This window comes from Polaromonas sp. A23 (assembly GCF_002001015.1).
In the GTDB taxonomy this organism is placed as follows: Bacteria; Pseudomonadota; Gammaproteobacteria; order Burkholderiales; family Burkholderiaceae_C; genus Polaromonas.
The window spans coordinates 146,079-168,031 of sequence record NZ_MUNO01000006.1 but is presented as its reverse complement, the minus strand read 5'-3'; the positions used below and the strand labels follow the sequence as shown (position 1 = coordinate 168,031).

Annotated in this window: 27 protein-coding genes; 21 read left to right on the top strand and 6 right to left on the bottom strand. The window is 62.8% G+C overall.

The genetic code is table 11. The features are described from left to right. Positions 1 to 196: 196 nt before the first annotated feature. Positions 197 to 1,096: a thioredoxin gene (trxA, locus tag B0B52_RS03020; protein ID WP_077592121.1), complete on the bottom strand. Its 900-nt coding sequence runs from the start codon at positions 1,094 to 1,096 to the stop codon at positions 197 to 199. Positions 1,097 to 1,275: 179 nt separating this feature from the next. Here trxA and purE point away from each other — a divergent pair, with 179 nt between their 5' ends. The 5 genes from purE (at position 1,276) to thiL (ending at position 6,197) form a co-directional block, all read left to right on the top strand. Next, positions 1,276 to 1,785: a 5-(carboxyamino)imidazole ribonucleotide mutase gene (gene purE, locus B0B52_RS03015; RefSeq protein ID WP_077592120.1), complete on the top strand. Its 510-nt coding sequence runs from the start codon at positions 1,276 to 1,278 to the stop codon at positions 1,783 to 1,785. Next, positions 1,782 to 3,005: a 5-(carboxyamino)imidazole ribonucleotide synthase gene (locus tag B0B52_RS03010; RefSeq protein WP_077592119.1), complete on the top strand. Its 1,224-nt coding sequence runs from the start codon at positions 1,782 to 1,784 to the stop codon at positions 3,003 to 3,005. The genes purE and B0B52_RS03010 overlap by 4 nt, the downstream gene beginning before the upstream one ends. Then, positions 3,002 to 3,982, top strand: a complete 981-nt coding sequence (locus B0B52_RS03005; RefSeq protein WP_077592118.1) for an L-threonylcarbamoyladenylate synthase — start codon at positions 3,002 to 3,004, stop codon at positions 3,980 to 3,982. The genes B0B52_RS03010 and B0B52_RS03005 overlap by 4 nt, the downstream gene beginning before the upstream one ends. 245 nt (positions 3,983 to 4,227) lie before the next feature. Next, the gene (locus tag B0B52_RS03000; RefSeq protein WP_077592117.1) at positions 4,228 to 5,073 is read left to right on the top strand and encodes an ATP-binding protein; all 846 of its coding nucleotides are present in this window, start codon (positions 4,228 to 4,230) and stop codon (positions 5,071 to 5,073) included. 149 nt (positions 5,074 to 5,222) lie between these two features. Then, positions 5,223 to 6,197 carry a thiamine-phosphate kinase gene (thiL, locus tag B0B52_RS02995; protein WP_077592116.1) on the top strand — a complete coding sequence of 325 codons (975 nt, stop codon included), beginning with the start codon at positions 5,223 to 5,225 and terminating at the stop codon, positions 6,195 to 6,197. Here the strand turns inward: thiL and B0B52_RS02990 are convergent. Both B0B52_RS02990 and B0B52_RS02985 read right to left on the bottom strand, forming a co-directional pair. Further along, positions 6,185 to 6,556 carry a hypothetical protein gene (locus B0B52_RS02990; protein ID WP_077592115.1) on the bottom strand — a complete coding sequence of 124 codons (372 nt, stop codon included), beginning with the start codon at positions 6,554 to 6,556 and terminating at the stop codon, positions 6,185 to 6,187. The genes thiL and B0B52_RS02990 overlap by 13 nt on opposite strands. 1 nt (position 6,557) lies before the next feature. Continuing rightward, positions 6,558 to 6,737 (bottom strand): hypothetical protein, encoded by a 180-nt coding sequence (locus tag B0B52_RS02985; protein WP_077592114.1) that lies wholly within the window; start codon positions 6,735 to 6,737, stop codon positions 6,558 to 6,560. 133 nt (positions 6,738 to 6,870) lie between these two features. On the opposite strand from B0B52_RS02985, the gene B0B52_RS02980 reads away from it, so the two are divergent. From B0B52_RS02980 to B0B52_RS02970, 3 genes are read left to right on the top strand one after another with little or no spacing between them, the layout of a single operon-like run. Next, positions 6,871 to 7,788, top strand: a complete 918-nt coding sequence (locus B0B52_RS02980; RefSeq protein ID WP_077592158.1) for a LysR family transcriptional regulator — start codon at positions 6,871 to 6,873, stop codon at positions 7,786 to 7,788. A gap of 58 nt (positions 7,789 to 7,846) precedes the next feature. After that, a complete protein-coding gene (locus B0B52_RS02975; RefSeq protein WP_077592113.1) occupies positions 7,847 to 8,392 on the top strand; it encodes a phosphatidylglycerophosphatase A in 546 nt (181 codons plus the stop codon). Further along, on the top strand, positions 8,389 to 8,916 hold the full coding sequence (locus B0B52_RS02970; protein WP_077592112.1) for a CinA family protein: 528 nt from the start codon (positions 8,389 to 8,391) through the stop codon (positions 8,914 to 8,916). Before B0B52_RS02975 ends, B0B52_RS02970 begins: the two co-directional genes overlap by 4 nt. Here the strand turns inward: B0B52_RS02970 and B0B52_RS02965 are convergent. Then, entirely contained in the window at positions 8,913 to 10,073 is a 1,161-nt protein-coding gene (locus B0B52_RS02965; RefSeq protein WP_077592111.1) for a nitroreductase family protein, read from the bottom strand. The two genes, B0B52_RS02970 and B0B52_RS02965, sit on opposite strands and share 4 nt — an antisense overlap. Further along, positions 10,070 to 11,110 (bottom strand): epimerase, encoded by a 1,041-nt coding sequence (locus B0B52_RS02960; RefSeq protein ID WP_174575466.1) that lies wholly within the window; start codon positions 11,108 to 11,110, stop codon positions 10,070 to 10,072. The genes B0B52_RS02965 and B0B52_RS02960 overlap by 4 nt, the downstream gene beginning before the upstream one ends. 93 nt (positions 11,111 to 11,203) lie before the next feature. On the opposite strand from B0B52_RS02960, the gene B0B52_RS02955 reads away from it, so the two are divergent. The 5 genes from B0B52_RS02955 to B0B52_RS02935 all read left to right on the top strand — a co-directional run bounded on the left by B0B52_RS02955 (position 11,204) and on the right by B0B52_RS02935 (position 14,830). Further along, entirely contained in the window at positions 11,204 to 12,088 is an 885-nt protein-coding gene (locus tag B0B52_RS02955; protein ID WP_077592110.1) for a LysR family transcriptional regulator, read from the top strand. A 126-nt stretch (positions 12,089 to 12,214) separates the two neighbouring features. Continuing rightward, complete coding sequence (locus B0B52_RS02950; protein WP_077592109.1) at positions 12,215 to 12,781, top strand: hypothetical protein; 567 nt, start codon at positions 12,215 to 12,217, stop codon at positions 12,779 to 12,781. Positions 12,782 to 12,935: 154 nt separating this feature from the next. Continuing rightward, positions 12,936 to 13,256, top strand: a complete 321-nt coding sequence (sugE, locus tag B0B52_RS02945) for a quaternary ammonium compound efflux SMR transporter SugE (RefSeq protein ID WP_077592108.1) — start codon at positions 12,936 to 12,938, stop codon at positions 13,254 to 13,256. A gap of 118 nt (positions 13,257 to 13,374) precedes the next feature. Then, positions 13,375 to 14,196 (top strand): hypothetical protein, encoded by an 822-nt coding sequence (locus B0B52_RS02940; protein ID WP_077592107.1) that lies wholly within the window; start codon positions 13,375 to 13,377, stop codon positions 14,194 to 14,196. Positions 14,197 to 14,395: 199 nt separating this feature from the next. After that, complete coding sequence (locus B0B52_RS02935; RefSeq protein ID WP_254425613.1) at positions 14,396 to 14,830, top strand: FKBP-type peptidyl-prolyl cis-trans isomerase; 435 nt, start codon at positions 14,396 to 14,398, stop codon at positions 14,828 to 14,830. Between the two features lie 127 nt (positions 14,831 to 14,957). On the opposite strand, the gene B0B52_RS02930 is transcribed toward B0B52_RS02935, so the two are convergent. Next, a complete protein-coding gene (locus tag B0B52_RS02930) occupies positions 14,958 to 15,941 on the bottom strand; it encodes an LLM class flavin-dependent oxidoreductase (protein WP_077592105.1) in 984 nt (327 codons plus the stop codon). 172 nt (positions 15,942 to 16,113) lie between these two features. Between B0B52_RS02930 and B0B52_RS02925 the strand changes: the two genes are divergently transcribed. The 8 genes from B0B52_RS02925 to B0B52_RS02890 all read left to right on the top strand — a co-directional run bounded on the left by B0B52_RS02925 (position 16,114) and on the right by B0B52_RS02890 (position 21,847). Further along, entirely contained in the window at positions 16,114 to 16,614 is a 501-nt protein-coding gene (locus B0B52_RS02925) for a nuclear transport factor 2 family protein (protein WP_077592104.1), read from the top strand. A 2-nt stretch (positions 16,615 to 16,616) separates the two neighbouring features. Beyond that, a complete protein-coding gene (locus B0B52_RS02920) occupies positions 16,617 to 17,528 on the top strand; it encodes an alpha/beta fold hydrolase (protein ID WP_077592103.1) in 912 nt (303 codons plus the stop codon). A 5-nt stretch (positions 17,529 to 17,533) separates the two neighbouring features. Then, a complete protein-coding gene (locus B0B52_RS02915; protein WP_077592102.1) occupies positions 17,534 to 18,010 on the top strand; it encodes an OsmC family protein in 477 nt (158 codons plus the stop codon). Then, the gene (locus tag B0B52_RS02910; RefSeq protein ID WP_077592101.1) at positions 18,007 to 18,732 is read left to right on the top strand and encodes a penicillin-insensitive murein endopeptidase; all 726 of its coding nucleotides are present in this window, start codon (positions 18,007 to 18,009) and stop codon (positions 18,730 to 18,732) included. Before B0B52_RS02915 ends, B0B52_RS02910 begins: the two co-directional genes overlap by 4 nt. Before the next feature lie 62 nt (positions 18,733 to 18,794). Further along, entirely contained in the window at positions 18,795 to 19,799 is a 1,005-nt protein-coding gene (locus B0B52_RS02905; protein WP_077592100.1) for a triacylglycerol lipase, read from the top strand. A 20-nt stretch (positions 19,800 to 19,819) separates the two neighbouring features. Continuing rightward, the gene (locus tag B0B52_RS02900) at positions 19,820 to 20,281 is read left to right on the top strand and encodes a GNAT family N-acetyltransferase (protein WP_077592099.1); all 462 of its coding nucleotides are present in this window, start codon (positions 19,820 to 19,822) and stop codon (positions 20,279 to 20,281) included. Positions 20,282 to 20,579: 298 nt separating this feature from the next. Beyond that, positions 20,580 to 21,191: a hypothetical protein gene (locus B0B52_RS02895; RefSeq protein ID WP_077592098.1), complete on the top strand. Its 612-nt coding sequence runs from the start codon at positions 20,580 to 20,582 to the stop codon at positions 21,189 to 21,191. Between the two features lie 23 nt (positions 21,192 to 21,214). Then, positions 21,215 to 21,847, top strand: a complete 633-nt coding sequence (locus tag B0B52_RS02890) for a hypothetical protein (protein ID WP_217349768.1) — start codon at positions 21,215 to 21,217, stop codon at positions 21,845 to 21,847. Positions 21,848 to 21,953: the final 106 nt, after the last annotated feature.

Sequence of the window (21,953 nt, the reverse complement as noted above, 5' to 3'; positions counted from 1 at the left end):
ACCGCAGGTTGCCCGTAGCGAAGCGAAGGGACCCAGACCATCGGGTCGCCTTTCTTTTCCTTAGGTTTCTTTGGCGAAGCAAAGAAAAGTAAGTCGCCCGCCGGGGCGAGACCCGGCTTGCTGGCATACCTCAAGGCACGAGCTAACCAACATGGATCCCGGATCAAATCCGGGATGACTCACCAAGAAGGGGGAGTCAGCTCAGTACAACACTGCTCAACCGCCGCCGGTAAGTAGCCACCACCGGATCATCCGGCGGAATCTGCCCGTCGGCGACCTTGACCCTGGGCGGCTCGATGATTTCCAGGATGGACACAAAGGTCTTGCGTGCCAGTTCCTCGTTCCAGGACTTGTCGCGCATCAAAATTTCCAGCAACTCGTCCATCGCCGGCACCCAGCGCTGCTGGCTCATGTGCAGCTGCGCCAGCGCGTAGCGTGCATCGAAATCCCGTTTGTTGGCTGCAAGTTTTGCATCAAATCCGGCTTGAGCCCGTTCCGCGTCTGTGTGAGTAGCTCCTGATTCGATAGCGTTGAACCAGTGCTGCAGGGCTTCGAGCTTGCGCACCACCGATGCCTTGCTGGCCACTGGTGCAAAAGCGGTTTTGGCGTGTTCAAGCTGGCCGTGCTGCAGCAGCAGGCGGATGTAGTCGAAGCGCGCGTTGTCGTTGGCGGGGTCGGTGACGACGGCTGCCTGCAGTTTTTCCAGCACCGCAGCCGGGCTGGTGTCTTCCGGCTCGGCCATTTCTTCCTCGGCAGGTGGCAGCTCTTCGGCCGGCGGCAGGTGTTTGTCGAGAAACTCCTTGACCTTGCCTTCCGGCAGCGCGCCGGCAAAACCATCGACCGGCTGGCCGTTGACCATCAATATGCAGGTCGGGATGCTGCGGATGCCGAAAGCGGCGCCCAGTTGCTGCTCCTGGTCGGAGTCGATCTTGACCAGCTTGAAGCGTCCGCCGTAGGCGATCTCGACCTTCTCCAGGATGGGGCCCAGTGATTTGCAGGGCCCGCACCATGGTGCCCAGAAATCAATCAGCACGGGGGTGGTCATGGAAGCCGCAACGACTTCCTCTTCAAAATTGGCAATGGTGACGTCGATCATGGTGCTGGGCAAATAAGGGTGGATCAGGGAGTTTTCAACAGGCACGGTTGCGCCGCGCAGGGACGATAGCACGCGGCGCGAGGTCCGCAGCCCTGCCTCGGGCCGTCCAGACCGTAAAATCGCCGCTGGCATCGAACGATTGGCGGCATAGACGGCACAGACGGCCCGGAAGGCAACACATGACAACAACACAAGATCAACAGGCGCCGCTGATAGGCGTGGTGATGGGCTCCAGCAGCGACTGGGCCACGATGCAGCATGCCGTGCAGATCCTGAAGCAGTTCGGTGTGGCGCATGAAGCGCGTGTGGTTTCGGCCCACCGCATGCCCGACGAGCTGTTTGCCTATGCAGAACAGGCCGCCGGGCGTGGCTTGCAGGCCATCATTGCAGGCGCCGGCGGCGCGGCGCACCTGCCGGGCATGCTGGCCGCTAAAACCGCGGTCCCCATCCTGGGCGTGCCGGTAGCCAGCAACCATCTGCAGGGCGTCGATTCGCTGCACAGCATCGTGCAAATGCCCAAAGGGGTGCCGGTCGCAACCTTTGCCATCGGCAATGCGGGTGCCGCCAACGCCGCCCTGTTTGCCGTGGCCATGCTGGCCACCCATGACAAAACATTGGCCGACAAGCTGCAGGCTTTCCGCGCCGAACAGACCGCCGCCGCGCGCGCCATGACGCTGCCGCCGGCATGAGTTTTTCGCCGATTTTTCCAGGTTCCACCGACGCGTCGGGCCAGCCCGCCACCCTGGGCGTGATGGGCGGCGGTCAGCTGGGCCGCATGTTTGTGCATGCCGCGCAGCGCCTCGGCTACTTCACCGCGGTGTTGGACCCGGACCCGCAAAGCCCCGCGGGCTGCGTCAGCCACCACCACATCCAGACCGGCTACAGCGACGCGGGCGGCCTGAAACAACTCGCCTCGCTGTGCGCTGCCGTCACCACCGAATTCGAAAACGTGCCGGCCGATGCCCTGCAGGCGCTGGCCGCCAGCCGCCCGGTCGCGCCCGGCGCAGCGGCCGTGGCCATTGCGCAAAACCGCATCGAGGAAAAAGCCCATTTCACGGCCAGCGCCGGCGTGGCGGGTGTGACCTGCGCGCCGTATGCGGTGATTGAAACGGCAACGCAACTGGCGGCGGTGCCGGCCGACCTGCTGCCCGGCATCCTGAAAACCGCGCGCATGGGTTACGACGGCAAAGGCCAGGTGCGCGTTGCCAACATGGCCGAGCTTGCGGTGGCCTGGGCTGATTTGAAGGGCGTGCCCTGCGTGCTGGAAAAGCTGCTGCCACTGAAGGCCGAGTGTTCGGTCATCGTTGCGCGCGGCTGGGACGGGGCCACCACCGGTTTTGCGCCGCAGTACAACGTGCATGTGGGCGGCATCCTCGCCGTCACCGCGGCTTATGAAGGAAATATGCCTTCAGCCCTTGCATTACGGGCGCGAGCAGCTACTGAATCCATAGCAAATCACATAGACTACGTCGGCGTGCTGTGTGTGGAATTTTTTGTGATCGACGACGGCAGCGCCGATGGCGCGCTGGTCGTCAACGAAATGGCGCCGCGCCCGCACAACAGCGGCCACTACACGATGGACGCCTGCGATGTTTCGCAGTTTGACCTGCAGGTGCACGCCATGGCGGGCCTGCCGCTGCCTGCGCCGCGCCAGCATTCCCCGGCCATCATGCTGAATCTGCTGGGCGATGTGTGGTTCGATGCAGCGGGCCAGCCACGCACGCCTGACTGGCAGGCCGTGCTGGCCCTGCCGGGTGCGCACCTGCACCTCTATGGCAAGCTGGAAGCGCGTGCCGGCCGCAAGATGGGCCATCTCGCCATTACCGGCGCGGACATCGCAGGGGTGAAAGCGGCTGCGCGCCAAGCCGCAAAAATCCTGGCCTTGCCCGGCCTGGACTCACTGGGATGATTCGCGACGGCCTTGACCCTGCGGCGATTGCCGAGGCTGCCCGGGTGATCCAGTCCGGCGGCCTGGTCGGCTTTGCCACTGAAACGGTGTATGGCCTGGGTGCCGACGCCTCCAGCGACCAGGCTGTGGCCGGCATCTTCGCGGCCAAGAGCCGGCCCAGTGACCACCCGCTGATTGTTCATGTGGCCGACCCCGCGCAGGTGGCCGACTATGCTGCCAGCGTGCCGCCTTTCGCCAGTCGCCTGATGCAGGTCTTCTGGCCTGGGCCCCTGACGGTGATCCTGCCGCGCAAGTCCGGCGTTGCCGCGGCAGCCGCCGGCGGGCAGGACTCCATTGGCCTGCGCTGCCCCGCGCACCCGGTGGCGCGCGCCCTGCTCAAGGCCTGTGTCACCGGGGTAGCTGCACCCAGCGCCAACCGCTTCGGCCGGGTCAGCCCGACCACCGCGAAACATGTGGCTGAAGAATTCGGCGACAGCCTGCTCGTGCTTGACGGCGGGCCGTGCGAGGTCGGTATCGAGTCCAGCATCGTCGACTGCACACGCGGCCGACCGGTGCTGTTGCGCCCGGGCGTGCTCACACGCGCCCAGCTCGAGGCTGCTTGCGGCCAGCCGGTGCTGAGCAACGAGGAGTTCATGGGCGCCGAAGCCCCGCGCGCTTCCGGCACGCTGGAGTCGCACTACGCCCCCAATGCCAAGGTCCGGCTGATGGATGCCAGCGCCATCCAGACCGCACTCGACCTGCTGGGCCCCGACGCCGCGCACATCGCGGTGTATGCACGCGCAATTGTCCGTATCAAGTCGACGCAGGTGCTTTACCGCCGCATGCCCGACGACGCAGCTGCCACAGCGCAGCAGCTTTTTTCCGTGCTGCGCGGTTTTGACGCGCAAGGTGTCAAGCTGATCTGGATCGAACACCCGCCGGTTGATCCGGCCTGGGATGGCGTGCGTGACCGGCTGGTCCGCGCGGCCGCAAGTTGACGGCCAGCCAGGTTTTCAGTCCAGGCTGATGCCGGCCGGGGCTGACAGAGCCGGGAGCGAGAGTTGTTTGTAGAGAACCTGGCCCAGTCTGCGGCACACGGTCGGTATGGGGTCGCTCAGCTTGACGGCCAACTGCCCTGCAGTGCATAGTGGGCTGGGCCGCATCGACCCCTAAAGGACCTTGATGACATTTGCGTTGAACCTGACAGGCCGCCGGACCCTGGCAGCCGGACCCCGAGGCTGAGATGGCTGCATCCTCAGAATCTCTCGCCGTTAGTGCCGTGCCCGCCATGGCCGCGTTGCTGCAGAAAATACGTGACGGCAGCGACGCTGCTGCGGCAGAACAGGAAATCCTGCGCATCACCGGCCTTCTCGAAGACGAGCTGAACCAGCGCAGCGCCGAAGCGGCGGCAGCCAACAAGGAGCTGGAGAACTTTTCCTATTCGGTCTCGCATGACCTGCGCGCCCCGCTGAGCACGATTGACGGTTTCAGTCGGCTGCTGGAGGGCGCCGTGGCCAAGGGCAATACGGAACGCAGCACGCACTACCTGCAGCGCATACGCCTGGGTGTGGGCAATATCAATGAGCTGATCGCTGCGTTGCTGACGGTGTCGCGTCTGCTGCGCGCGCCCATGACGGTGCAGCCGGTGGACCTGACTGCCATGGTCGACGCGTCGTTTACCAAGCTGCGCGAAACAGAGCCCGAGCGCGCGGTGCAGATCGAGGTGCAGGCTGGGCTCGCTGCGCAGGCAGACCCGACATTGCTTCAGCAACTGGTGGATCAATTGGCCAGCAATGCCTGGAAGTTCACTTCAAAGAAAGAGCGCGCCGAAATCGCTGTCGGTAGCCAGGCCGGGCCGGATGGCGAGACGGTTTACTTCTTCAAGGACAACGGCGCCGGGTTCGACATGGCCCACGCTGAAAAGCTGTTTGGTATTTTCCAGCGCATGCATGTGACGTCGGATTTTCCCGGCATCGGCGCTGGGCTAACTACGGTGCAGCGCATTGTGATGCGGCATGGCGGACGGGTTTGGGCCGAGGCTGCGGCTGAACAAGGTGCCACGATTTATTTCACATTGCCTGGGGGCTGAAGGTTGCGAATTCTTTCCCGCAGATTGTGGTTTTGCCTGCGTCTGCTGGCCGGGACTCGCCCGCCGGGCAACCCCCGGCTGGCAGGCACACCACAACATCTGAATTAACCGAGCGACAAAAAACACCGGTCACCCGTTATGCTCCCCTCATGGGTGAATTCGACCTGATCGCACGTTATTTCAAACGCCCCGCAAAACGCGCGGTGCTCGGCGTCGGTGACGACTGCGCCTTGTTGCAGCCAGCGGAGGGCATGCAGCTGGCCATTTCAACCGACATGCTGGTGGAAGGTCGGCACTTCTTTCCTGATGTGGACCCCTTCACGCTGGGACACAAGGCCCTGGCCGTCAACCTCAGCGACCTCGCCGCCTGTGGCGCGCAGCCGCTGGCCTTCACGCTGGCGCTCGCCATGCCGCGCGCCGACGAAGCCTGGCTGGCCGCCTTTTCGCGTGGCATGTTTGCGCTGGCTGACACGCACGACTGCGAGCTGGTCGGCGGCGACACCACGCAGGGGCCGCTGAACATCTGTATCACCGTGTTTGGCGAGGTACCGCGTGGCCAGGCGCTGCTTCGTTCCGGGGCGCAGGTGGGCGATGACATCTATGCCAGCGGCACGCTGGGTGAAGCCAGGCTGGCACTGGACGCACTGCGCGAGCACGCGCCGCTGCCGGATGAGCTGTTGACGCTGGCCCGCACGCGGCTGGAGCAACCGACTCCGCGGGTGGCGCTGGGCATGGCCCTGCGCGGAATCGCCACCGCAGCCATCGATGTCAGCGACGGGCTGCTGGGCGACCTGGGGCACGTGCTGGAAGCATCAGGTGTCGGTGCATCCATCGACACATCAATTGCTATTCATTTAATAGCTGCCAGCGCCCAAATTACAAGGGCTGAGAAGCTTTTTTCTTATGAAAAGATGCTGGGCTACGTGCTCGCCGGCGGGGACGACTATGAACTCGCCTTCACCGCGCCGCCTTCAGCCCGGCAAGCTGTGCAGGAAGCAGCGCAACAGGCGCGCACCCCGGTGACGCGTATCGGCCAGATCGAGGTTGCGCCGGGCATTCGCCTGCATGACGCCCAGGGACAGGTGCTGCCAAAGCGTTACGCCTCGTTCGATCACTTTGCCTGAACCGGCGTGAGCTTTCGGGCCAGCTGTGTGCGCCCGCCATAACCCCAGTCCGACGCGGGCAACTCGCGCACCACCACATAACTGGCTTCCTCCAGCCGACCGCCGCTGCCGAGCTGACGCTGAAGTTCGCCAAACGCCGCCTGGATAAACGCGGCCTTCTCGTCGGCCGTGTTGGTGCCCGCCGTGATGCTGATCTCCAGCATCACCGTTGGCCGCTCTGCTTCGCGTGCACTTACATACCAGCGGGCGGCCGGCAGATCCTCGATCAAAACCGCGGTGAGCTTAGTCAGGGCCTGCGCGAGTTGCCGGTAACGTGACGGATTCTGGAGTGGTGCTATTTTCAGGCTCAGGGTCGGCATGTCATGCCTCCCGCGGCAGTCGTCGTGCAACTGGGCTGCGCGCTGCGTGGATCAGCTGCTTTGCCAACCGCGCGGCCTGATGCCAGAAGGCCCGGATTGCCTGTCTGCGCAATTCCTGTGCGGCGAGCCTGGCAGCATCGTGCAGGCGTTGATAGTTTTCGTGGTGAAGTTCGCTGTACATGGTGTGGTCCTTTCATGGCCGGTTGGTGAAGGCAACTTTAGGCAAAGCCCTTCCGGCGGGAAACAGCACACGGTGCAATTGGGTTTTGCAAACGCCGCAAAGGCAACGCGTGCAGGCTGGTTACCATGGCACCATGCGCGACCTCAGCTTTGACGACATGCACCTGTTCGCCCGCGTGGCCGAGCTCGGCACACTTTCGGCCGTGGCCCGCGAGCGCGACGTGCCGGTGAGCCAGATCTCGCGCACCCTGACACGCATCGAAAAAGCCTGTGGTGCCCGCCTGATTCATCGCAGCACCCACGGCCTGACACCCACCGTCGAAGGCCAGACCTTTCTGCAGTATTGCCGCCGGCTGACGGGCACGCTCGATGAGCTCGAAGGCGAATTTGCGAGCAAGTCACGCCAGGCCAGTGGCTGGGTACGTGTGGCAGCCAGCACGGTGGTGGCCGAATATCTGCTGATCCCCAGTTTCGAGAGCCTGCAGCAACGCCACCCCGGGTTGTGTGTGGACCTGCTCGTCGAAGACCGGTTGGTGGACATGGCCCACGACGGCATTGACATCGCCATCCGCACCGGCGTTCCCACCTCCGACACCGTGGTGGCGCGGCAGCTCGGCACGCTGGGGCGCAGGCTGTACGCCACGCCCGGCTACCTTCAAGCCCATGGTGCGCCCAAGCACCCGGATGACCTGCACCAGCACCGGCTGATCACCAACAGTGCAGTCACCATGCTCAACCGCTGGCCGTTTGTGATCAAGGGCAAGCCGGTCGTGGTGGTCGCCGAGGGCCATTGGCGTTCGGGCAGCACCGGCATCACGGCGCGGCTGGCCCTGCAGGGCCTGGGCATTTCACGCTTTGCCACCGTGGTGGCCGAACCTCTGGTGCGCCAGGGCCTGCTCGTGCCCGTATTGGCCGATCTGGTTGACGAACAACCCAGCCCCATTTACGCCGTGACGCTCACCAGCCGGCATCGTCTGCCCAAGATCAAGGCCTGCATCGACCACTGGGCCCAGTGGTTCGCCAATGCCGAGGGCGTCCAGCGCCCCCGCTGAAGGGCGTATGACGACCTGCCCATAATCAGTCTTTCGACACCTGCCCCAAGCAATCCCGATGAATCCCTTTCCCAACGCCGCTCCTGCTTCCGCGGAGCCGCCCTCACCACCGCGACGGCCCACAGCCCGTTTCATGCTGTCGCACCCGGCCCACCTGCTGGCGCTGGGCTTTGGCGCAGGTCTGAGCCCGGTGGCTCCGGGGACCGCCGGCACGCTTTGGGCCTGGCTTGCCTACGTGGTGATGGCCTCCTGGCTCACCGAAATGCAAATCGGCTGGCTGATAGGCACGGCCACGCTGGTCGGTTGGTGGGCCAGCACCGTGACCGCCAAGAACATGGGCGTGGCCGATCCCGGCAGCATTGTCTGGGACGAGGTTGTGGCCTTCTGGCTCATCCTCTGGCTGACCATGCCCATGGGACTTTGGGGCCAACTCGCAGCCTTTGTGCTGTTCCGCTTTTTTGATGCGGTGAAGTTCGGCCCCATGGCCTGGGCCGACAGGACCTTCAAGGGTTTTGGCTGGCGCGGGGGCTTCGGCATCATGGTGGACGACCTGGCAGCGGCCTTCTGCACGCTGCTGGTCATTGCGGGCTGGAGGTTCTGGTGAGCAAGGATTTGCTATTAAAAAGTGAGCTGCTTGCGCCCGAACTAGCTGGGCTGGTGGCCGATTTGATGCTCAAAAAGGGCTGGTTGCTCGCCACGGCCGAAAGCTGCACCGGCGGCTTGATCTCCGCGGCCTGCACCGACCTGGCGGGCTCCAGCAACTGGTTCGAGCGGGGCTTTGTCACCTACTCCAACGAAGCCAAGACAGAGATGCTGGGCGTCGACGCCGCCTTGATTACTGCGCACGGGGCCGTCAGCGAAGAAGTTGCGCGCGCCATGGTGCAAGGGGCCATCCAGCATTCCAGAGCCCGGGTCGCCGTTGCGGTCACCGGCGTGGCAGGCCCCACGGGCGGCAGCCGCGCCAAACCGGTAGGCACCGTGTGGTTCGGCTTCATGGTCGATGGGCATCTCAGCAGCGAGATGCAGCGTTTCAGCGGTGACCGCGCGGCGGTTCGCACAGCCACGGTGCAGCACGCGCTGCAGCGGCTGGCGCAACTGTTGGCCGGCACGCCACCGGCATCAAACTAAGCCTTGATGAGGTGCGCCTCCATACCGCGACGCGGTGCAGGCCCGACGGCGGGCGCATAACCCAGCCGTGTCCACATCTGAACCGTGTAGCGCGGCTGCGGCGCTTCCAGCAGGGCGTGGATGTCGGCATAGGGCCGCGCCTGTTCGGGGTATTCCTGCAACGCCTGTGACAGCGGCTGCATCGACAAGCCTTGTGCGGTTGCGGCCAGCTGCGCTCGGGCGTAGGCTCGGCCGGCGTTGACCTGGGTCTTGCGGTCATTGCCTTCGGTCACCATCCAGAAAAACGCCGGCGTGGTCGCGATCTTCGCGTTGAAATCCTTGATCTGCCCGGTGGTGGCCGTGTCATCCGGCCCCGGCGCCTTGCTGCGGTCGAACAGGCCGACTGCCGTCAGCGCGCGCACCATCGGTGTGTTGATGCTCAATCCATCGCGGTGTTCGGCAATCTCACGCGGGCCAACGCGCAGCACCTTGAACGATTCCAGGATGGTCCTGGGCGTGACGAGTTCGATGCGCCAGGCTTCGCTCGCGATGGCACGGTGTTTCTGCAGTGCGTCAGGCTGGGCCGGGCCGACAAAACCCGTGCGCACCGGGTGCGGCGCAACACTCGCAGCGATGGCCTGCACGGCGGCCGGAGCGGGCTCACGCAGTTCATAGGCTTCGCGGTTGGTGCGCCGCGTGAGGATGTGGGCGAACAGCGGGTCCGGCTTCACGGCGGCATCCGGGCTCAGGCGGATGCGCGCCACAGGCCGCTTGTCCAGCGCGGCCGGGCCGAACTCGCCTTGCGGGAAGAGCGCGATGTCGGCACGCAGGCCCTTCTGCCGGGCGGCAAGATCGAGCAGTTCCAGGAAGGTTCCCTGGCTCATCATGATCTGGCGCGACAGCGGGTCGGTCTCGGGCAAGAGGCGCGTGAGGTCGCAGTACAGCATGATTTCGCCGGGCTGACGCAAATCCACCAGCCAGGACTGCAGGTTGTGCGAATGCGGCGCCAATATCGCGTAACTCAGGATCCAGTGGCGAACATCGACCGAGTCAGCGGCCGGGCCATTCCAGGCCTGCACCGCTTCAGGCGGCAGGCTGGACGAGCAGCCGGCCAGGCCAGCGGTGGCACCCAGCACCATGCCGCCGCCCGCCAGGCGAACAAAACTCCTGCGGTTCATGATGCGCTCCTTTCAAAAGCTTGCATCGTCACCGTACTCTCTTTCACGGCACTCTCTATGCGCTGCGTCAACAGGCCAAGCTCTGCCATTGACGCTCGCACCGCCTCGGGAAACGGCGTATGCGGCTCGGCGCCGGTCAATGCAGCCATGCGGGTGTTCACCAGCGCATGCGGCGTGCGCCACTGGTAGCGCATTTCACAGAGAGCCGCCACCTGTGGCAAAACCAGTCCGAGCGCCCGCATCATCCACCACGACAGGGAAACGCTGCGCAAGCTGCCGCCGGAGGGCAGCCATCCGTGCTCGCGGGCAATGGCGCCCAGCGCATCGGCCCAGTCCTGGCCCGTCAGGCTGTAGCCGGCGAAATGCAGCGCCTCGAAGGCCGCAAGCACATGCCGGCGACCAGCCACCGCGACAAAACTGCTCGCCATGTCAGGCAGGTAAGCCCAGGCGGTAGGCACGTTCATGGCCCCGGGGTAGGTGAGCTTGCCGCGCTGGATGTCCTTGAGCATCACTTGGTCCAGCCACGAGCCCGTGCCGCTGCCGAAAAAATCGCCGCCGCGTATCACCACCGCTTTCATGCGGCCGTCCTGCGTCGCGGCGCGCACCCGTGCTTCGCTGTCCATGCGCATGCGGCCCTTGAAGGTGCTGGCCGCCTGCACCGTATCTTCGCGCAGCTGCGCCGGCATGGTTTCGCCAAAGTTATACACACTCGCAGGCAACATCAAGGTAGCTCCCAGCGCACGCGTCACGTCGATGGCGGCCTGCGTCAAGCCGGGCAGGTCCCTGCGCCAAGCCTTGTGTGTGTAGACCGGGCTCAGGCCCTGCACCACCACATTGGCGCCGCGCGCCGCTGCGGCAAGGCGGGCGGTGTCGCCCGGCTCGGCGGCCAGCCATTGCACCCCGGCGATTGCCGGACCGGCGACGCCGGGCCGCAACTGCGCATGCACCTGCCAGCCCGCCTGGGCAAAAGCACGGGCCGCCGCGAGCCCAAAGCGCCCACGGGCGCCGAGGACAAGAACGATGGATGGCTGTGTCATGAAGAGCTCCTTGAATAAACAGTTAATGGGGTCATTGTGGAAACAGGAAAGCTGTTCGACAATTACCTAACTGCTTACATCAGGTATTCAAAAATGAATAACAACTTCGACTGGCGCCTGGTGCGCTCCTTTTTGGCAGCTCTCGACCAGGGCAGCCTGCTGGGCGCATCACGCGTGCTGTCCACCACCCAGCCCACCATCGGCCGCCACATTGCGGAGCTGGAGGCGCAGCTGGGCGTGTTGCTGTTCGAACGCACCGGCCGCGGCTTGTTGCCTACGCCCACCGCCTTGCAGCTGGCGACTGCCGCGCGCGCCATGGACAGCGCCGCGCATGAACTCTCGCGCAGTGTGTCGGGCCTGGAGCCGGGCATTTCGGGCACGGTGCGGGTCACGGCCAGCCAGCCGGTCGCCTGCTACCTGCTGCCGACCATCCTCGCGCAGATGCGGCTGGCCTTGCCCGACATCCAGATTGAACTGGTGCCCAGCAACGCGGTCAGCAACCTCCTGCGGCGCGAAGCCGACATTGCCCTGCGCATGGTGCAGCCCGATCAGGCCAGCCTGGTGGTCAAGCGCATCGCCAAAATCACTTTGGGCACTTATGCACACCGTGATTACCTGCGCCGGCGAGGCACCCCGAAACAACCCCAAGACCTGTTAAACCACGAGCTGGTGGGCGGCGACCGCGACGAGGCCATCCTCAAAGGGATGGTCGGTTTTGGCCTGCCGGTGACGCGCGAATCATTTGCGTTTCGTTGCGACGACCTGATTGCCTACTGGGAGGCGGTGCGCGCCGGCCTGGGCATTGGCTTCATTGCCGACTACCTGGCCGCGACCGACAAGGACGTGCTGGCCGTACTGCCGATAATCAAGGTGCCGCCCATTCCGATCTGGTTGACGGTGCACCGCGAAATCCGCACCAGCCGGCGCATACGCGCTGTTTATGACTTTATTGCCCAGGCTTTGCCAAAAGCGCTATGAACGATTCGCCGGAAAATGCCAAAAAGAATGGAATCCCGAAGACCTCTGACTCGCCCCTGCATTCATAATCAGGCGCGGCCAGGCCTTGCGCTTGATGGCCGACACCAACAAAACCGGGAGAAAACCATGTCCGTCCGTCTCGTCCTGTCCACTCTTTTACTGGCCGCCGCACCCACCGCACTGTGGGCGCAAGGCATGCCGGAGGGTTATCTTTGCTGCAATCTGCGCACCGACGGCAAATGGATCACCGACATCAACTACGCCGAGAAGGGCAAACGGGTGCTGCCGGTGGGCACGCCAGTCAAAGTCACGGGATATGGCCGTTATCGCGTGATGGCGGAAATCGACGGTTCGTCGCAGATTCTGGGCAATGACTACAGCCGCAACCTCCCGCTGGACGCCTTTGCAAAGCGCTATGTGGTGGCCGTCAATCCTCAAATTCGGATCAGTACTTTCGATCCCCGCACCCGCGAAGCCATCAAGACCGGCCGGCTTTTCAACGGCATGACGCGCGAGCAGGTGCTGATGTCCGTCGGTTATCCCACCAGCGACGAAACGCCCAACCTCGACACGTCCATCTGGCGCTACTGGCTGAACCAGTCCGAGGAGTTCCAGGTGGTTTTTGACGCGCAGGGCATTGTCAAGGAAGTGGGCGCCTTGCCACTGTCGCGCCCCAAGATACTGATGGAATAACCCGTCCACGCCAAACCCATGCCCGCCGTGGGTGGTTGCCGCGCCACATCGGCACCGGCTTCAAGCTTCAGGTCAAATCAGGCTCTAGCCCTTTTTAATCGGGCACTGACAGCTATTATTTATATAGCACTTGAAGCAACGAAGGAGTTTGGCCATGCCGTGGGTTCTGTTGTTTATCGCCGGCCTGCTTGAGGTGGGCTGGGCCATCGGCCTGAAATATACCGAGGGCTTCACCCGGCTCTGGCCCAGTGTTGGTACGGTGGCGGCGATGACGCTAAGCATCGTGCTGCTTGGTCTGGCCATGCGCAGCCTGCCGGTTGGAACCGCTTACGCTGTGTGGACCGGCATAGGTGCGGTGGGCACCGTCACCCTGGGTATCGTGCTGTTTGCCGAACCCGCAGCAGCCGCGCGGCTGGTCTGCGTGGGTCTGATCGTCGCCGGAATCCTGGGCCTGAAACTCACAAGCGCTGTGTAGCTTTGTAAAGTAGGTGATCCCCGCCTGGCCGCACGGCAAGGGCCGTGTACAGTCATTTTTCTAACCTGCTTTCTCGACCGGCGGCGAAATTGCCGACGAGCAGGTTTCCAAAGGTTCAATGCGAACAAGTGACTGGTTCAAGGCAGGATTGGGTTTTGCGGGCGCCGCCAGGCACCTGGCTCCGGTGCTACTGCTGCTCGCATCGAGCGTCCACGCGCTTGAATTTCAATACAGCAACCCCTTTCCCGAAGGGCCGCTCGCAGGGGTGGCTCGCAAGCTGACGATCAGTGGAGAATTACTGCCCGGCGACACCGAGCAGTTCAAGGCGTCAATGCGGCGCAATCCTGTTGATGCGTGGTACGCACTGGGCCGTGTGGAAATGGCCATCACCGGCGGCGACATTGCAGAGGCCATGCTGCTGGCAGAGCTGCTCGCGCCCCTGTACCCGCACACCGTCGCCACCGCCGATTGCGCAGGTGCCTGCGCCATCGTATGGCTGTCCGGCGCCTGGCGACTGCTGCCCGTCGGTCGCATCGGCCTGCAAAAACCTGGCCCGGCACCGACTGTGAACAGCACCACACCGCGGGACGCGCCGCCGCTGTATGACACGCGCATGGACCTGTTGCGCGACTACCTGTACAAGCAAGGCCTGCCGCCACCGGTATTCCAGCGCTGGTCGGCCGACAGGAACGAGCGGGTTTACTGGCTGTCGGCTCCGGAGGTCAACGCCACCGGTACCTGGCCCCCTTATTACTACGACAAGCTCAAGACCCGCTGCCCTCCGCTCGATGCCACGGAGGAAAGCTATCACGCGCTGCGGCGCTGTGCGGGCAGGCTGGTGATCAGCCAGAAAGCCTTTGCTTTCGACAAGATTCTGTCCGTGGTGAAGGACCCGTGGTGGAGTCAGAACAAGGACGAGCTGCTTAACGCGCCGCGGTAAGGATGTAGCCCCCACGCTTGTCACTGCGTGTACTGCGCTGCCCCCCCGAGGGGGCCGCTGCGCCTGCGGACTGGCGGAGCCAGTTCCGCGGCCCTGGCTTGCATTTGCAGGCCACAGGCTAGCTCACTCATCCCTGCCTGCACCACGCTAACATGGGTGCATGGCCTGCTTCGCGGTCAACATCATCCAAGGAGTTTTTGTGCGATCCATTCTTTATGCTGGCGTTTTGTCCCTCTGTGTTTTGCCCGCCGCCTGGGCGCAAGCCGATGCGGCTGCAGCTGCGGCTGCGAAAGAGGCCGGTGCGTCGGTCACTGCCAGCGGGCTTGTTTACCGCTCGCTGAAAGACGGCACCGGTGCCAGCCCGGCGGCCACAGATACCGTCAAGGTGCATTACCGCGGCAGCTTTCCCGATGGCCGCGAGTTCGACAGCTCTTACTCCCGCAACGAGCCGACGGAGTTTCCGCTGAACCGCGTGATTGCCTGCTGGACCGAAGGCGTGCAAAAAATGAAGGTGGGCGGCAAGGCCAAGCTGACCTGCCCGGCAGCGATTGCCTACGGATCACGCGGCGCGGGTGGCGTGATTCCACCGAACGCCACGCTGCAGTTTGAGATTGAACTCCTCTCCGTCAAATAGCCCCCACGCTTTTCACTTCGCCTTCGGCTGCGTGTAATACGCTGCCCACCGAGGGGGCTGCTGCGCCTGCGGGCCGGCAAAGCCGGACCCGCGGCCCTGGCTTGCACTTCCGCTCCTGAGAGTGCGCTCAGCCCTGCAGGCCCGCCGTGATCTCGTACGAGCGCAGGCGCGCTTTGTGGTCGAAGATCTGTGAGGTGATCATCAACTCGTCAGCACCAGTGCGGGTCACAAAGGCCTCCAGCGCACGGCGCACCGTGCCCGGCGCGCCTATGGCCGAGCAAGACAGTGTCTGTTCAAGAATCGCTCGCTCGGGCGGTGTCAGCCGTTCTTCGTAACCGGCCACAGGCGGCTGCAGGCGCGAAGGCCGGCCGCTGCGCAAATTGACAAAAGCCTGCTGCATGGAAGACGACAGCAACTGTGCCTGCTCGTCGTTGTCTGCCGCAAACACGTTGAAACCCAGCATCACATAGGGGCGCGCCAATTGCTCCGAAGGACGAAAGCGGCTGCGATACACCTCCATGGCCTGCATCATCTGCGCCGGTGCGAAGTGCGAGGCAAAGGCGAATGGCAGGCCGAGCTGGGCCGCCAGCTGCGCGCCGAACAGGCTGGAGCCGAGAATCCACACCGGCACCTTCAGCCCGGCACCAGGCACGGCGCGCACGCGTTGCCCCTCGGACACCGGTTCGAAGTAATTCATTAGTTCCACCACATCCTGCGGAAACTCGTCAGGATTGGCGTTCAGGTCGCGGCGTAACGCACGCGCGGTGACCTGGTCAGAACCGGGCGCGCGTCCCAAGCCCAGGTCAATACGGCCGGGAAACAGCGATTCAAGCGTGCCGAACTGCTCGGCAATCACCAGCGGTGAATGATTGGGCAGCATGATGCCGCCGGCACCAACCCGGATGCGTGTGGTGCCACCGGCCACATGTGCCATGACGACGGCCGTGGCGGCACTGGCGATACCGGGCATGCCGTGGTGCTCGGCCAGCCAGAAGCGTTGGTAGCCCCAGCGTTCGGCATGTTGCGCCAGGTCCAGGGTGTTTCTCAATGATTGGGCAGCATCGCTGCCTTCCACGACGGGGGACAGGTCCAGAACGGAAAATGGAATCATCCGGAGCAGGTGGGTCGGTTTGGCGCAATATCAATCCCTATCAATCCCTTTCAATCCCGCTCAATGGCTCGCCTGTCGCCCGTGTGCCTGCCACCGCTTACAGGTAAATACGCAGATGCAGCGGGACGGTGTACGATTTCTCAGCCCCCCCACACTCCGAGAAAGCGGTTTTATGCACCCCAATGAGCAGACTCTCGAAAAGTTCTACAGCGCATTTGCGCGGCTGGACTCGGACACAATGGCCCAGTGTTATGCCCCCGACGCTTCTTTTGACGACGAGGCGTTTTCGCTGCGCGGGCACGAGCAGGTGACAGGCATGTGGCACATGTTGTGCGACGCCACCAAGGCCAAGGGGCGCGACGTGTGGAAGCTGGAGTACAGCGGCATCAAAGCCGATGTCACCGGCGGCCAGGCGCACTGGGAAGCGCACTACCGCTTCAGTACCACCGGGCGCATGGTGCACAACATCATCGACGGGCGCTTTACCTTCACACCGCAAGGCCTGATTGCCACGCACCGTGACCGCTTCAACTTCTGGGCCTGGTCGCGCCAGGCGCTGGGCACGCCGGGCCTGCTGCTGGGCTGGACCCCGTTTCTGCGCAGCAAGGTACGGGCCACCGCAGCCGCGAATCTGAAAAAATACCTGACCTCACGACAACGAAGCGGTAGCTGAATATGGCCTCGACTTTGCCGATCTCCTGGTTTGAAGGCTTTCAAGCGCGCGACTTCGAGGTCAATGGCACCTCCATCTTTGCCCGCTATGGCGGCAATCCCGCAGGCCCGGCGCTGTTGCTGTTGCACGGTTTTCCGCAATGTCATGTGATGTGGCACCGCGCCGTGCAGGCACTGCAGGCGCGCTTTTTCCTGGTCCTGCCCGACCTGCGCGGCTATGGTGACTCTTCCAAGGTGGCCGGCCTGCCCGATCACAGCAACTACAGCAAGCGCAACATGGCGCAGGACGCGCTCAGCGTGATGGATGCGCTCGGCCGCAGCCGGTTTTTTCTCTGCGGCCATGACCGTGGCGGACGCGTGGCACACCGCCTGGCCGTGGATCACCCGGGGCACGTCGAGAAACTCTGCCTGATCGACATCGCGCCCACGCTGGACATGTACAACGCCACCGACATGCGTTTTGCCACGGCCTACTACCACTGGTTCCACCTGATCCAGCCCAACCCCTTGCCCGAAACCATGATCGGCGGCAACGCCCTGGCCTACCTGCATGCCAAGCTGGGCGGCTGGGGCAGCAGCGGCCTGAGTTATATCGAGCCCGAGGCGCTGATCGAATACGAGCGCTGCTTCTGCACACCCGAGGCAATCCACGCCGCCTGCGAGGACTACCGTGCCAGCGCCGGCATTGACCTGGTGCATGACCGCGAAAGCCGGGCGAGCGGGCGGAAGATTGCCTGCGACACGCACATTCTCTGGGGTGAACGCGGGGTGGTGCACAAGCTGTTTGAACCGCTGGCCCTGTGGCAGGCCCAGTGCAGCGGCGTTGTCAGCGGCCAGCCCATGCAAGCCGGCCATTTCATTCCCGAAGAATTGCCACTGGAAACCGCCCACGCGCTGCATCAATTTTTCAACTGAACATCATGTCGCTCTACACAGCCGAAGTTTTATGGTTGCGCAATGAAGGTGACTTTGCAGGCAACCGCTACAGCCGCCGGCACCTGCTGCGGTTCGACGGCGGCCTGGAAGTGCCGGGTTCTTCCTCGCCGCACGTGGTTCCGCTGCCTATGTCTGACGCCTCGGCTCTGGACCCTGAGGAGGCTTTTGTCGCCTCGCTGTCCAGCTGCCACATGCTGTGGTTTCTGTCGATTGCGGCCAAGCGTAAATTCTGTGTCGACCGTTATTTCGACGCCGCAACGGGTGTCATGGAGAAAAACGCCGAAGGGAAGGTGGCCATGACTGTCGTCACATTGCATCCCGACGTGACATTTTCCGGCGAGCGCCAGCCCACACGCGAAGAGCTGGACCAATTGCACCACAAGGCGCACGATGCCTGCTTCATTGCCAACTCGGTCAAGACCGAGGTGCGCTGCGAGCCGGTGTACGGTGCGCCGGCATGAGCAGCCCGGCCGGGAGCCTGCGTCGCATCGGCACATGGGCAGTGTCCTGCGCTGTCGCCGCAGTCCTGGCCTGCGCCTTCCCGACATATGCGGCGGCACAAGAGAGCCAGTGTTATGGCGAGATCAACAGGGGGCGCATCGAAGGCTCGGTGCAGGTTCCGCCCAAAGGGCCCAACTTCGAGGTCATCGGCTGGAGCGGCGCAGCCCGCCGCACCTTTGTGCATTCGGCCGTGAAGAAAATTCTGGAGCAGGCCTATGCTGCCACCGCTGAAGTCATTCCGGATTCGGTTTTCCTGATCGGCGAGACAGGGCTGGCCGATGGAGGCCCGATCACGAACCACCACACCCACCAGCGCGGCACGTCCGTGGACCTGTTCGTGCCCGCAAAAGACGCGGAAGGCAAGCGTGTGCTGATCCCCAGCCGGCTCGACAACGGCTTTGGCTACAAGGTCCGCTTTGGCGCCGATGGAAAGTCTGCCGACCCCTCCGTCACCATCGACTTTGAAGTGCTCGCCGAACTCATCTACCAGTTGAGTGAGACTGCCCGAAAAAATGGCTACGGCGTAGACCGGGTCATCCTTGTCCGCGAGCTGCAGCTCAAACTTTTCGGCACCCGGCACGGTTCGTATCTCCGATGGAAGGTGAACTTCTGGGACGATCCCGGCGCGCGCCACGACAACCACATCCATGTCGACTTTGCCATTCCGTGCAAGCCGCTTTGAAACCTGACCTTGCCTGTACCTCAAGGCTTGACTTCAGCAAAGCGCATTTTTTAGGACTGCCCATGAACCGTATTGCCACTCTCCTTGCCCTGGTGGGCCTGCTCGGCGGCTGCGCTTCGCACGACGGAATACATGCCGGAGACCTGGAGCCCGGACGCCTGACCTCATCTGACATCAGCCTCAACATCCCCGGTCTGGGGCCTTGCACAGACAACCCCGACCGCACCTTACGCCTCGACGCGAGCCAACCGGTCCACATCCTGGTGCACGGCTGCTTCGGTTCATCCGGCCAGTTTCGGGCCCTGGCCCAGGTGCTGGCTTTTCATGGCCAGCAGTCGGCCTGCTTTACCTACGACGACCGCGCCAGACTCACCGAAGGCGCTGACGCACTGAGGCACGCCGTCAGCAAGCTCGCGGCGCAATCCAGCGTTCCCCACGTCACGGTGATCGGCCACAGCCAGGGCGCGCTGATCGCACGCAGGTCGATGACAGAACCTTCCTCCGCAGCACCCTCCGGCCGCGCGATCGATGTTCGCCTGGTGACCATCTCCGGGCCGTTTGCCGGCATCGAGTCGGCCAGGACTTGCGGCAAGAGCTGGCTCTATCCGCTCACGCTGGGCATGGTGCCGCTGAGCTGCTATCTGGCGACCGGCCCGAAGTGGGCCGACATCACCTATTCCTCGCCCTTCATCCGCGAACCCGGCGCCTTGGCGCAACAAGTCGCCAACTACCTGAAGATAGACACCAACGAGCGCGGCACCTGCAGGCGCGAAGAGGGCGGGCGTTGCGCAGAGGGTGACGAGATTTTCTCGCTGGCGGAGCAGCGCAACTCCCTGATCGAAACCGACAGGCGGGCGCGCCGGGTGGAAGTCGATGCGGGCCATGTCGAGATCGTTGGCGACAAACGCGTGGCCCCGACAAAACTGATCAAAATCCTGCAGGACGAGGGCATTCTCCGCGCCACACCAACAGCGCGCCAGTACGCCTTCAGCCTGCTGCTCTCGCGGGTCTACCAGGACGATACAGTGATGCCTCCGGATGCCGTGAAGACCCGCTCACGGCACTGAACCTCAACACCTTTCCAAAAATGACTACTCCTCTTCGCATACGTCCGATTGAACAAACCGACTTCCAGGCCTGGGTGCCGCTCTGGGACGGCTACAACGCTTTTTATGGCCGCAAGGACGAGACCGCACTTGCGCCCGAAATCACGCAAGCCACCTGGCAGCGCTTTTTTGATCCGGCCGAACCCGTCTTCGCCCTGGTGGCCGAGCGTGACGGCAAGCTGCTGGGAATCACCCACTACCTGTACCACCGCAGCACCACCCGCTTTGAACTCACCTGCTACCTGCAGGACCTGTTCACCGACCCGGCCGCGCGCGGCAAGGGCGTCGGTCGCGCGTTGATCGAAGGTGTGTACGAGCAGGCGAAGGCTGCACACATCAAACGCGTGTACTGGCAAACCCACACCACCAACTCCGCCGGCCGGCTGTTGTATGACAAGGTGGCCCAACACCTGGGCTTCATCGTTTATTCGCATGATGTTTGACAAAGTTCCGAAGTGAGTCCCATGGCCTGCCTCAATTTGCTACCAATTGGATAGCTGTTGGCGCCCGTATTCATTGGGCCAACAGCCAAAAGCACTCGGCAATGTGCCCAGCCTGCGCGCCAGAGAGCAAAAAGGAAATTTGCGATGTTTCACAAAATTCTATGGCTGTATGAATTTTCAGCGTATTGCAGTACAACTGAACAATCACGTCACTTGTAGGAGATTTTGATGCCCAGGTTAAACCGTAGTAGCCAAGTTATGCTGCAGATTTTGTGGTCTAAATTCAGCTAGCAATCACATGACCTTCGCCGATATTTCGCCTGCTGTGTCGGTCATTGCGCTGCTGGTCTCGCTGTTCACCGCTTGGTTCACCATATTCAGGCGCGGCACTGTCCGGAGTACACACCCTTCCTTCGTGTCATTCAGCTACGACTTTTCGGTCGGCAAGGAGCCATGGGCAAAAGTCTTTCTGCGAACACTTATTTTCAGCACGGGCAAACGAGGCCAAGTTATTGAGAGTCTCTTCCTCCGCGTCCGAGAAGGTTCAAGGACCGCTGAGTTTTCGTTCTGGGGCTATGGTGACAAAGATCTCATTCGCGGTAGTGGGCTCTTCATCCCAGAGTCAGGCCTTGCCACCAATCATCATTTCAACCCGATCAACCGCACACCTCTCTTCTTGTTTTCAGCTGGTACCTACACGCTGGAGCTCGTGGCCAAGCTGGTTGGTCAGTCCTCCTTGGTTTCTTTGTGCAGCGTCGAACTCGAAGTAAAAGATAGTCCATTCGGGTCCGCAATCTCACGCGATGCAGCCATCTATTTCAATTGGTCGGCCGAACAACAGCGCTATATCGCCTCGAACGAGACTAGGTCAGGCCAAGTTCATGCACTTTCCGATCCGCGTACTAGCTAATCCGTCAATCAACCGAACAAGCAATGGCGAGCGTCAATTGCTCACTTCTGCTACGTCGATATCGCCGTTGTTTGCTGCTTATCTCGAACGTGAAGCGTCATACTCCAAACACACAACAAATGCCATCCATTCACCGATCTGAACTCCCGCACGGAGCCCTTCTGAGCAAATATCAGCACGGAGAAGCGCACGCGGATTGCTACGTCACGGAGATGGCGCGACACATTTCCCAGGCCGAGTATGTCGAGGCCTTTTACACAACTCCCTTGTTCAAGCTTGAGAGGCTGCTTCTTGCACGGCTCGTTTCGAAACCCTCGACGGACGCGCAGGCCAGCCAACTGGCTTCAGAAACACTTGATTCGTTTGCCGCGTGGAGCGTTGAGGACCGGCGTGAAGATCAGTTGCTCATGTGCGACTTTCAAGGGCGCACACGTTCATGGTTGATGGTCATCCCTATGGAAGGCGAAAACTCCGCAGGCACGCGCTTGTACTTTGGGTCCGCTGTGGTGCCAGCGCGTGTCGCAAGGGACGGCGCCCAAACACCCGGCTTGGGCTTGACCTTTCGCTTGCTGCTTGGCTTTCACAAGCTGTATTCCCGCGCACTCCTGTTCTCGGCGAAATCCCGTTTGATGCGACAGCGGCCCACGCAGCGCTGAGTCCACGCTCCGTCGGCAGCAAATGATTTCAAACGGGGTGCGTGCCACTCGGATTCTTGTCGATCACTGGAAGTGAAAACAATGGTGGGACTGCCCAATTCCACCT

What these genes read in the sequence shown, in the direction of transcription:
- trxA (WP_077592121.1), bottom strand. Translation starts at nt 1,096, where the DNA reads ATGATCGACGTCACCATTGCCAATTTTGAAGAGGAAGTCGTTGCGGCT.
- purE (WP_077592120.1), top strand. Translation starts at nt 1,276, where the DNA reads ATGACAACAACACAAGATCAACAGGCGCCGCTGATAGGCGTGGTGATG.
- B0B52_RS03010 (WP_077592119.1), top strand. Translation starts at nt 1,782, where the DNA reads ATGAGTTTTTCGCCGATTTTTCCAGGTTCCACCGACGCGTCGGGCCAG.
- B0B52_RS03005 (WP_077592118.1), top strand. Translation starts at nt 3,002, where the DNA reads ATGATTCGCGACGGCCTTGACCCTGCGGCGATTGCCGAGGCTGCCCGG.
- B0B52_RS03000 (WP_077592117.1), top strand. Translation starts at nt 4,228, where the DNA reads ATGGCTGCATCCTCAGAATCTCTCGCCGTTAGTGCCGTGCCCGCCATG.
- thiL (WP_077592116.1), top strand. Translation starts at nt 5,223, where the DNA reads ATGGGTGAATTCGACCTGATCGCACGTTATTTCAAACGCCCCGCAAAA.
- B0B52_RS02990 (WP_077592115.1), bottom strand. Translation starts at nt 6,556, where the DNA reads ATGCCGACCCTGAGCCTGAAAATAGCACCACTCCAGAATCCGTCACGT.
- B0B52_RS02985 (WP_077592114.1), bottom strand. Translation starts at nt 6,737, where the DNA reads ATGTACAGCGAACTTCACCACGAAAACTATCAACGCCTGCACGATGCT.
- B0B52_RS02980 (WP_077592158.1), top strand. Translation starts at nt 6,871, where the DNA reads ATGCGCGACCTCAGCTTTGACGACATGCACCTGTTCGCCCGCGTGGCC.
- B0B52_RS02975 (WP_077592113.1), top strand. Translation starts at nt 7,847, where the DNA reads ATGAATCCCTTTCCCAACGCCGCTCCTGCTTCCGCGGAGCCGCCCTCA.
- B0B52_RS02965 (WP_077592111.1), bottom strand. Translation starts at nt 10,073, where the DNA reads ATGAACCGCAGGAGTTTTGTTCGCCTGGCGGGCGGCGGCATGGTGCTG.
- B0B52_RS02960 (WP_174575466.1), bottom strand. Translation starts at nt 11,110, where the DNA reads ATGACACAGCCATCCATCGTTCTTGTCCTCGGCGCCCGTGGGCGCTTT.
- B0B52_RS02955 (WP_077592110.1), top strand. Translation starts at nt 11,204, where the DNA reads ATGAATAACAACTTCGACTGGCGCCTGGTGCGCTCCTTTTTGGCAGCT.
- B0B52_RS02950 (WP_077592109.1), top strand. Translation starts at nt 12,215, where the DNA reads ATGTCCGTCCGTCTCGTCCTGTCCACTCTTTTACTGGCCGCCGCACCC.
- sugE (WP_077592108.1), top strand. Translation starts at nt 12,936, where the DNA reads ATGCCGTGGGTTCTGTTGTTTATCGCCGGCCTGCTTGAGGTGGGCTGG.
- B0B52_RS02940 (WP_077592107.1), top strand. Translation starts at nt 13,375, where the DNA reads ATGCGAACAAGTGACTGGTTCAAGGCAGGATTGGGTTTTGCGGGCGCC.
- B0B52_RS02930 (WP_077592105.1), bottom strand. Translation starts at nt 15,941, where the DNA reads ATGATTCCATTTTCCGTTCTGGACCTGTCCCCCGTCGTGGAAGGCAGC.
- B0B52_RS02925 (WP_077592104.1), top strand. Translation starts at nt 16,114, where the DNA reads ATGCACCCCAATGAGCAGACTCTCGAAAAGTTCTACAGCGCATTTGCG.
- B0B52_RS02920 (WP_077592103.1), top strand. Translation starts at nt 16,617, where the DNA reads ATGGCCTCGACTTTGCCGATCTCCTGGTTTGAAGGCTTTCAAGCGCGC.
- B0B52_RS02915 (WP_077592102.1), top strand. Translation starts at nt 17,534, where the DNA reads ATGTCGCTCTACACAGCCGAAGTTTTATGGTTGCGCAATGAAGGTGAC.
- B0B52_RS02910 (WP_077592101.1), top strand. Translation starts at nt 18,007, where the DNA reads ATGAGCAGCCCGGCCGGGAGCCTGCGTCGCATCGGCACATGGGCAGTG.
- B0B52_RS02905 (WP_077592100.1), top strand. Translation starts at nt 18,795, where the DNA reads ATGAACCGTATTGCCACTCTCCTTGCCCTGGTGGGCCTGCTCGGCGGC.
- B0B52_RS02900 (WP_077592099.1), top strand. Translation starts at nt 19,820, where the DNA reads ATGACTACTCCTCTTCGCATACGTCCGATTGAACAAACCGACTTCCAG.
- B0B52_RS02895 (WP_077592098.1), top strand. Translation starts at nt 20,580, where the DNA reads ATGACCTTCGCCGATATTTCGCCTGCTGTGTCGGTCATTGCGCTGCTG.
- B0B52_RS02890 (WP_217349768.1), top strand. Translation starts at nt 21,215, where the DNA reads ATGGCGAGCGTCAATTGCTCACTTCTGCTACGTCGATATCGCCGTTGT.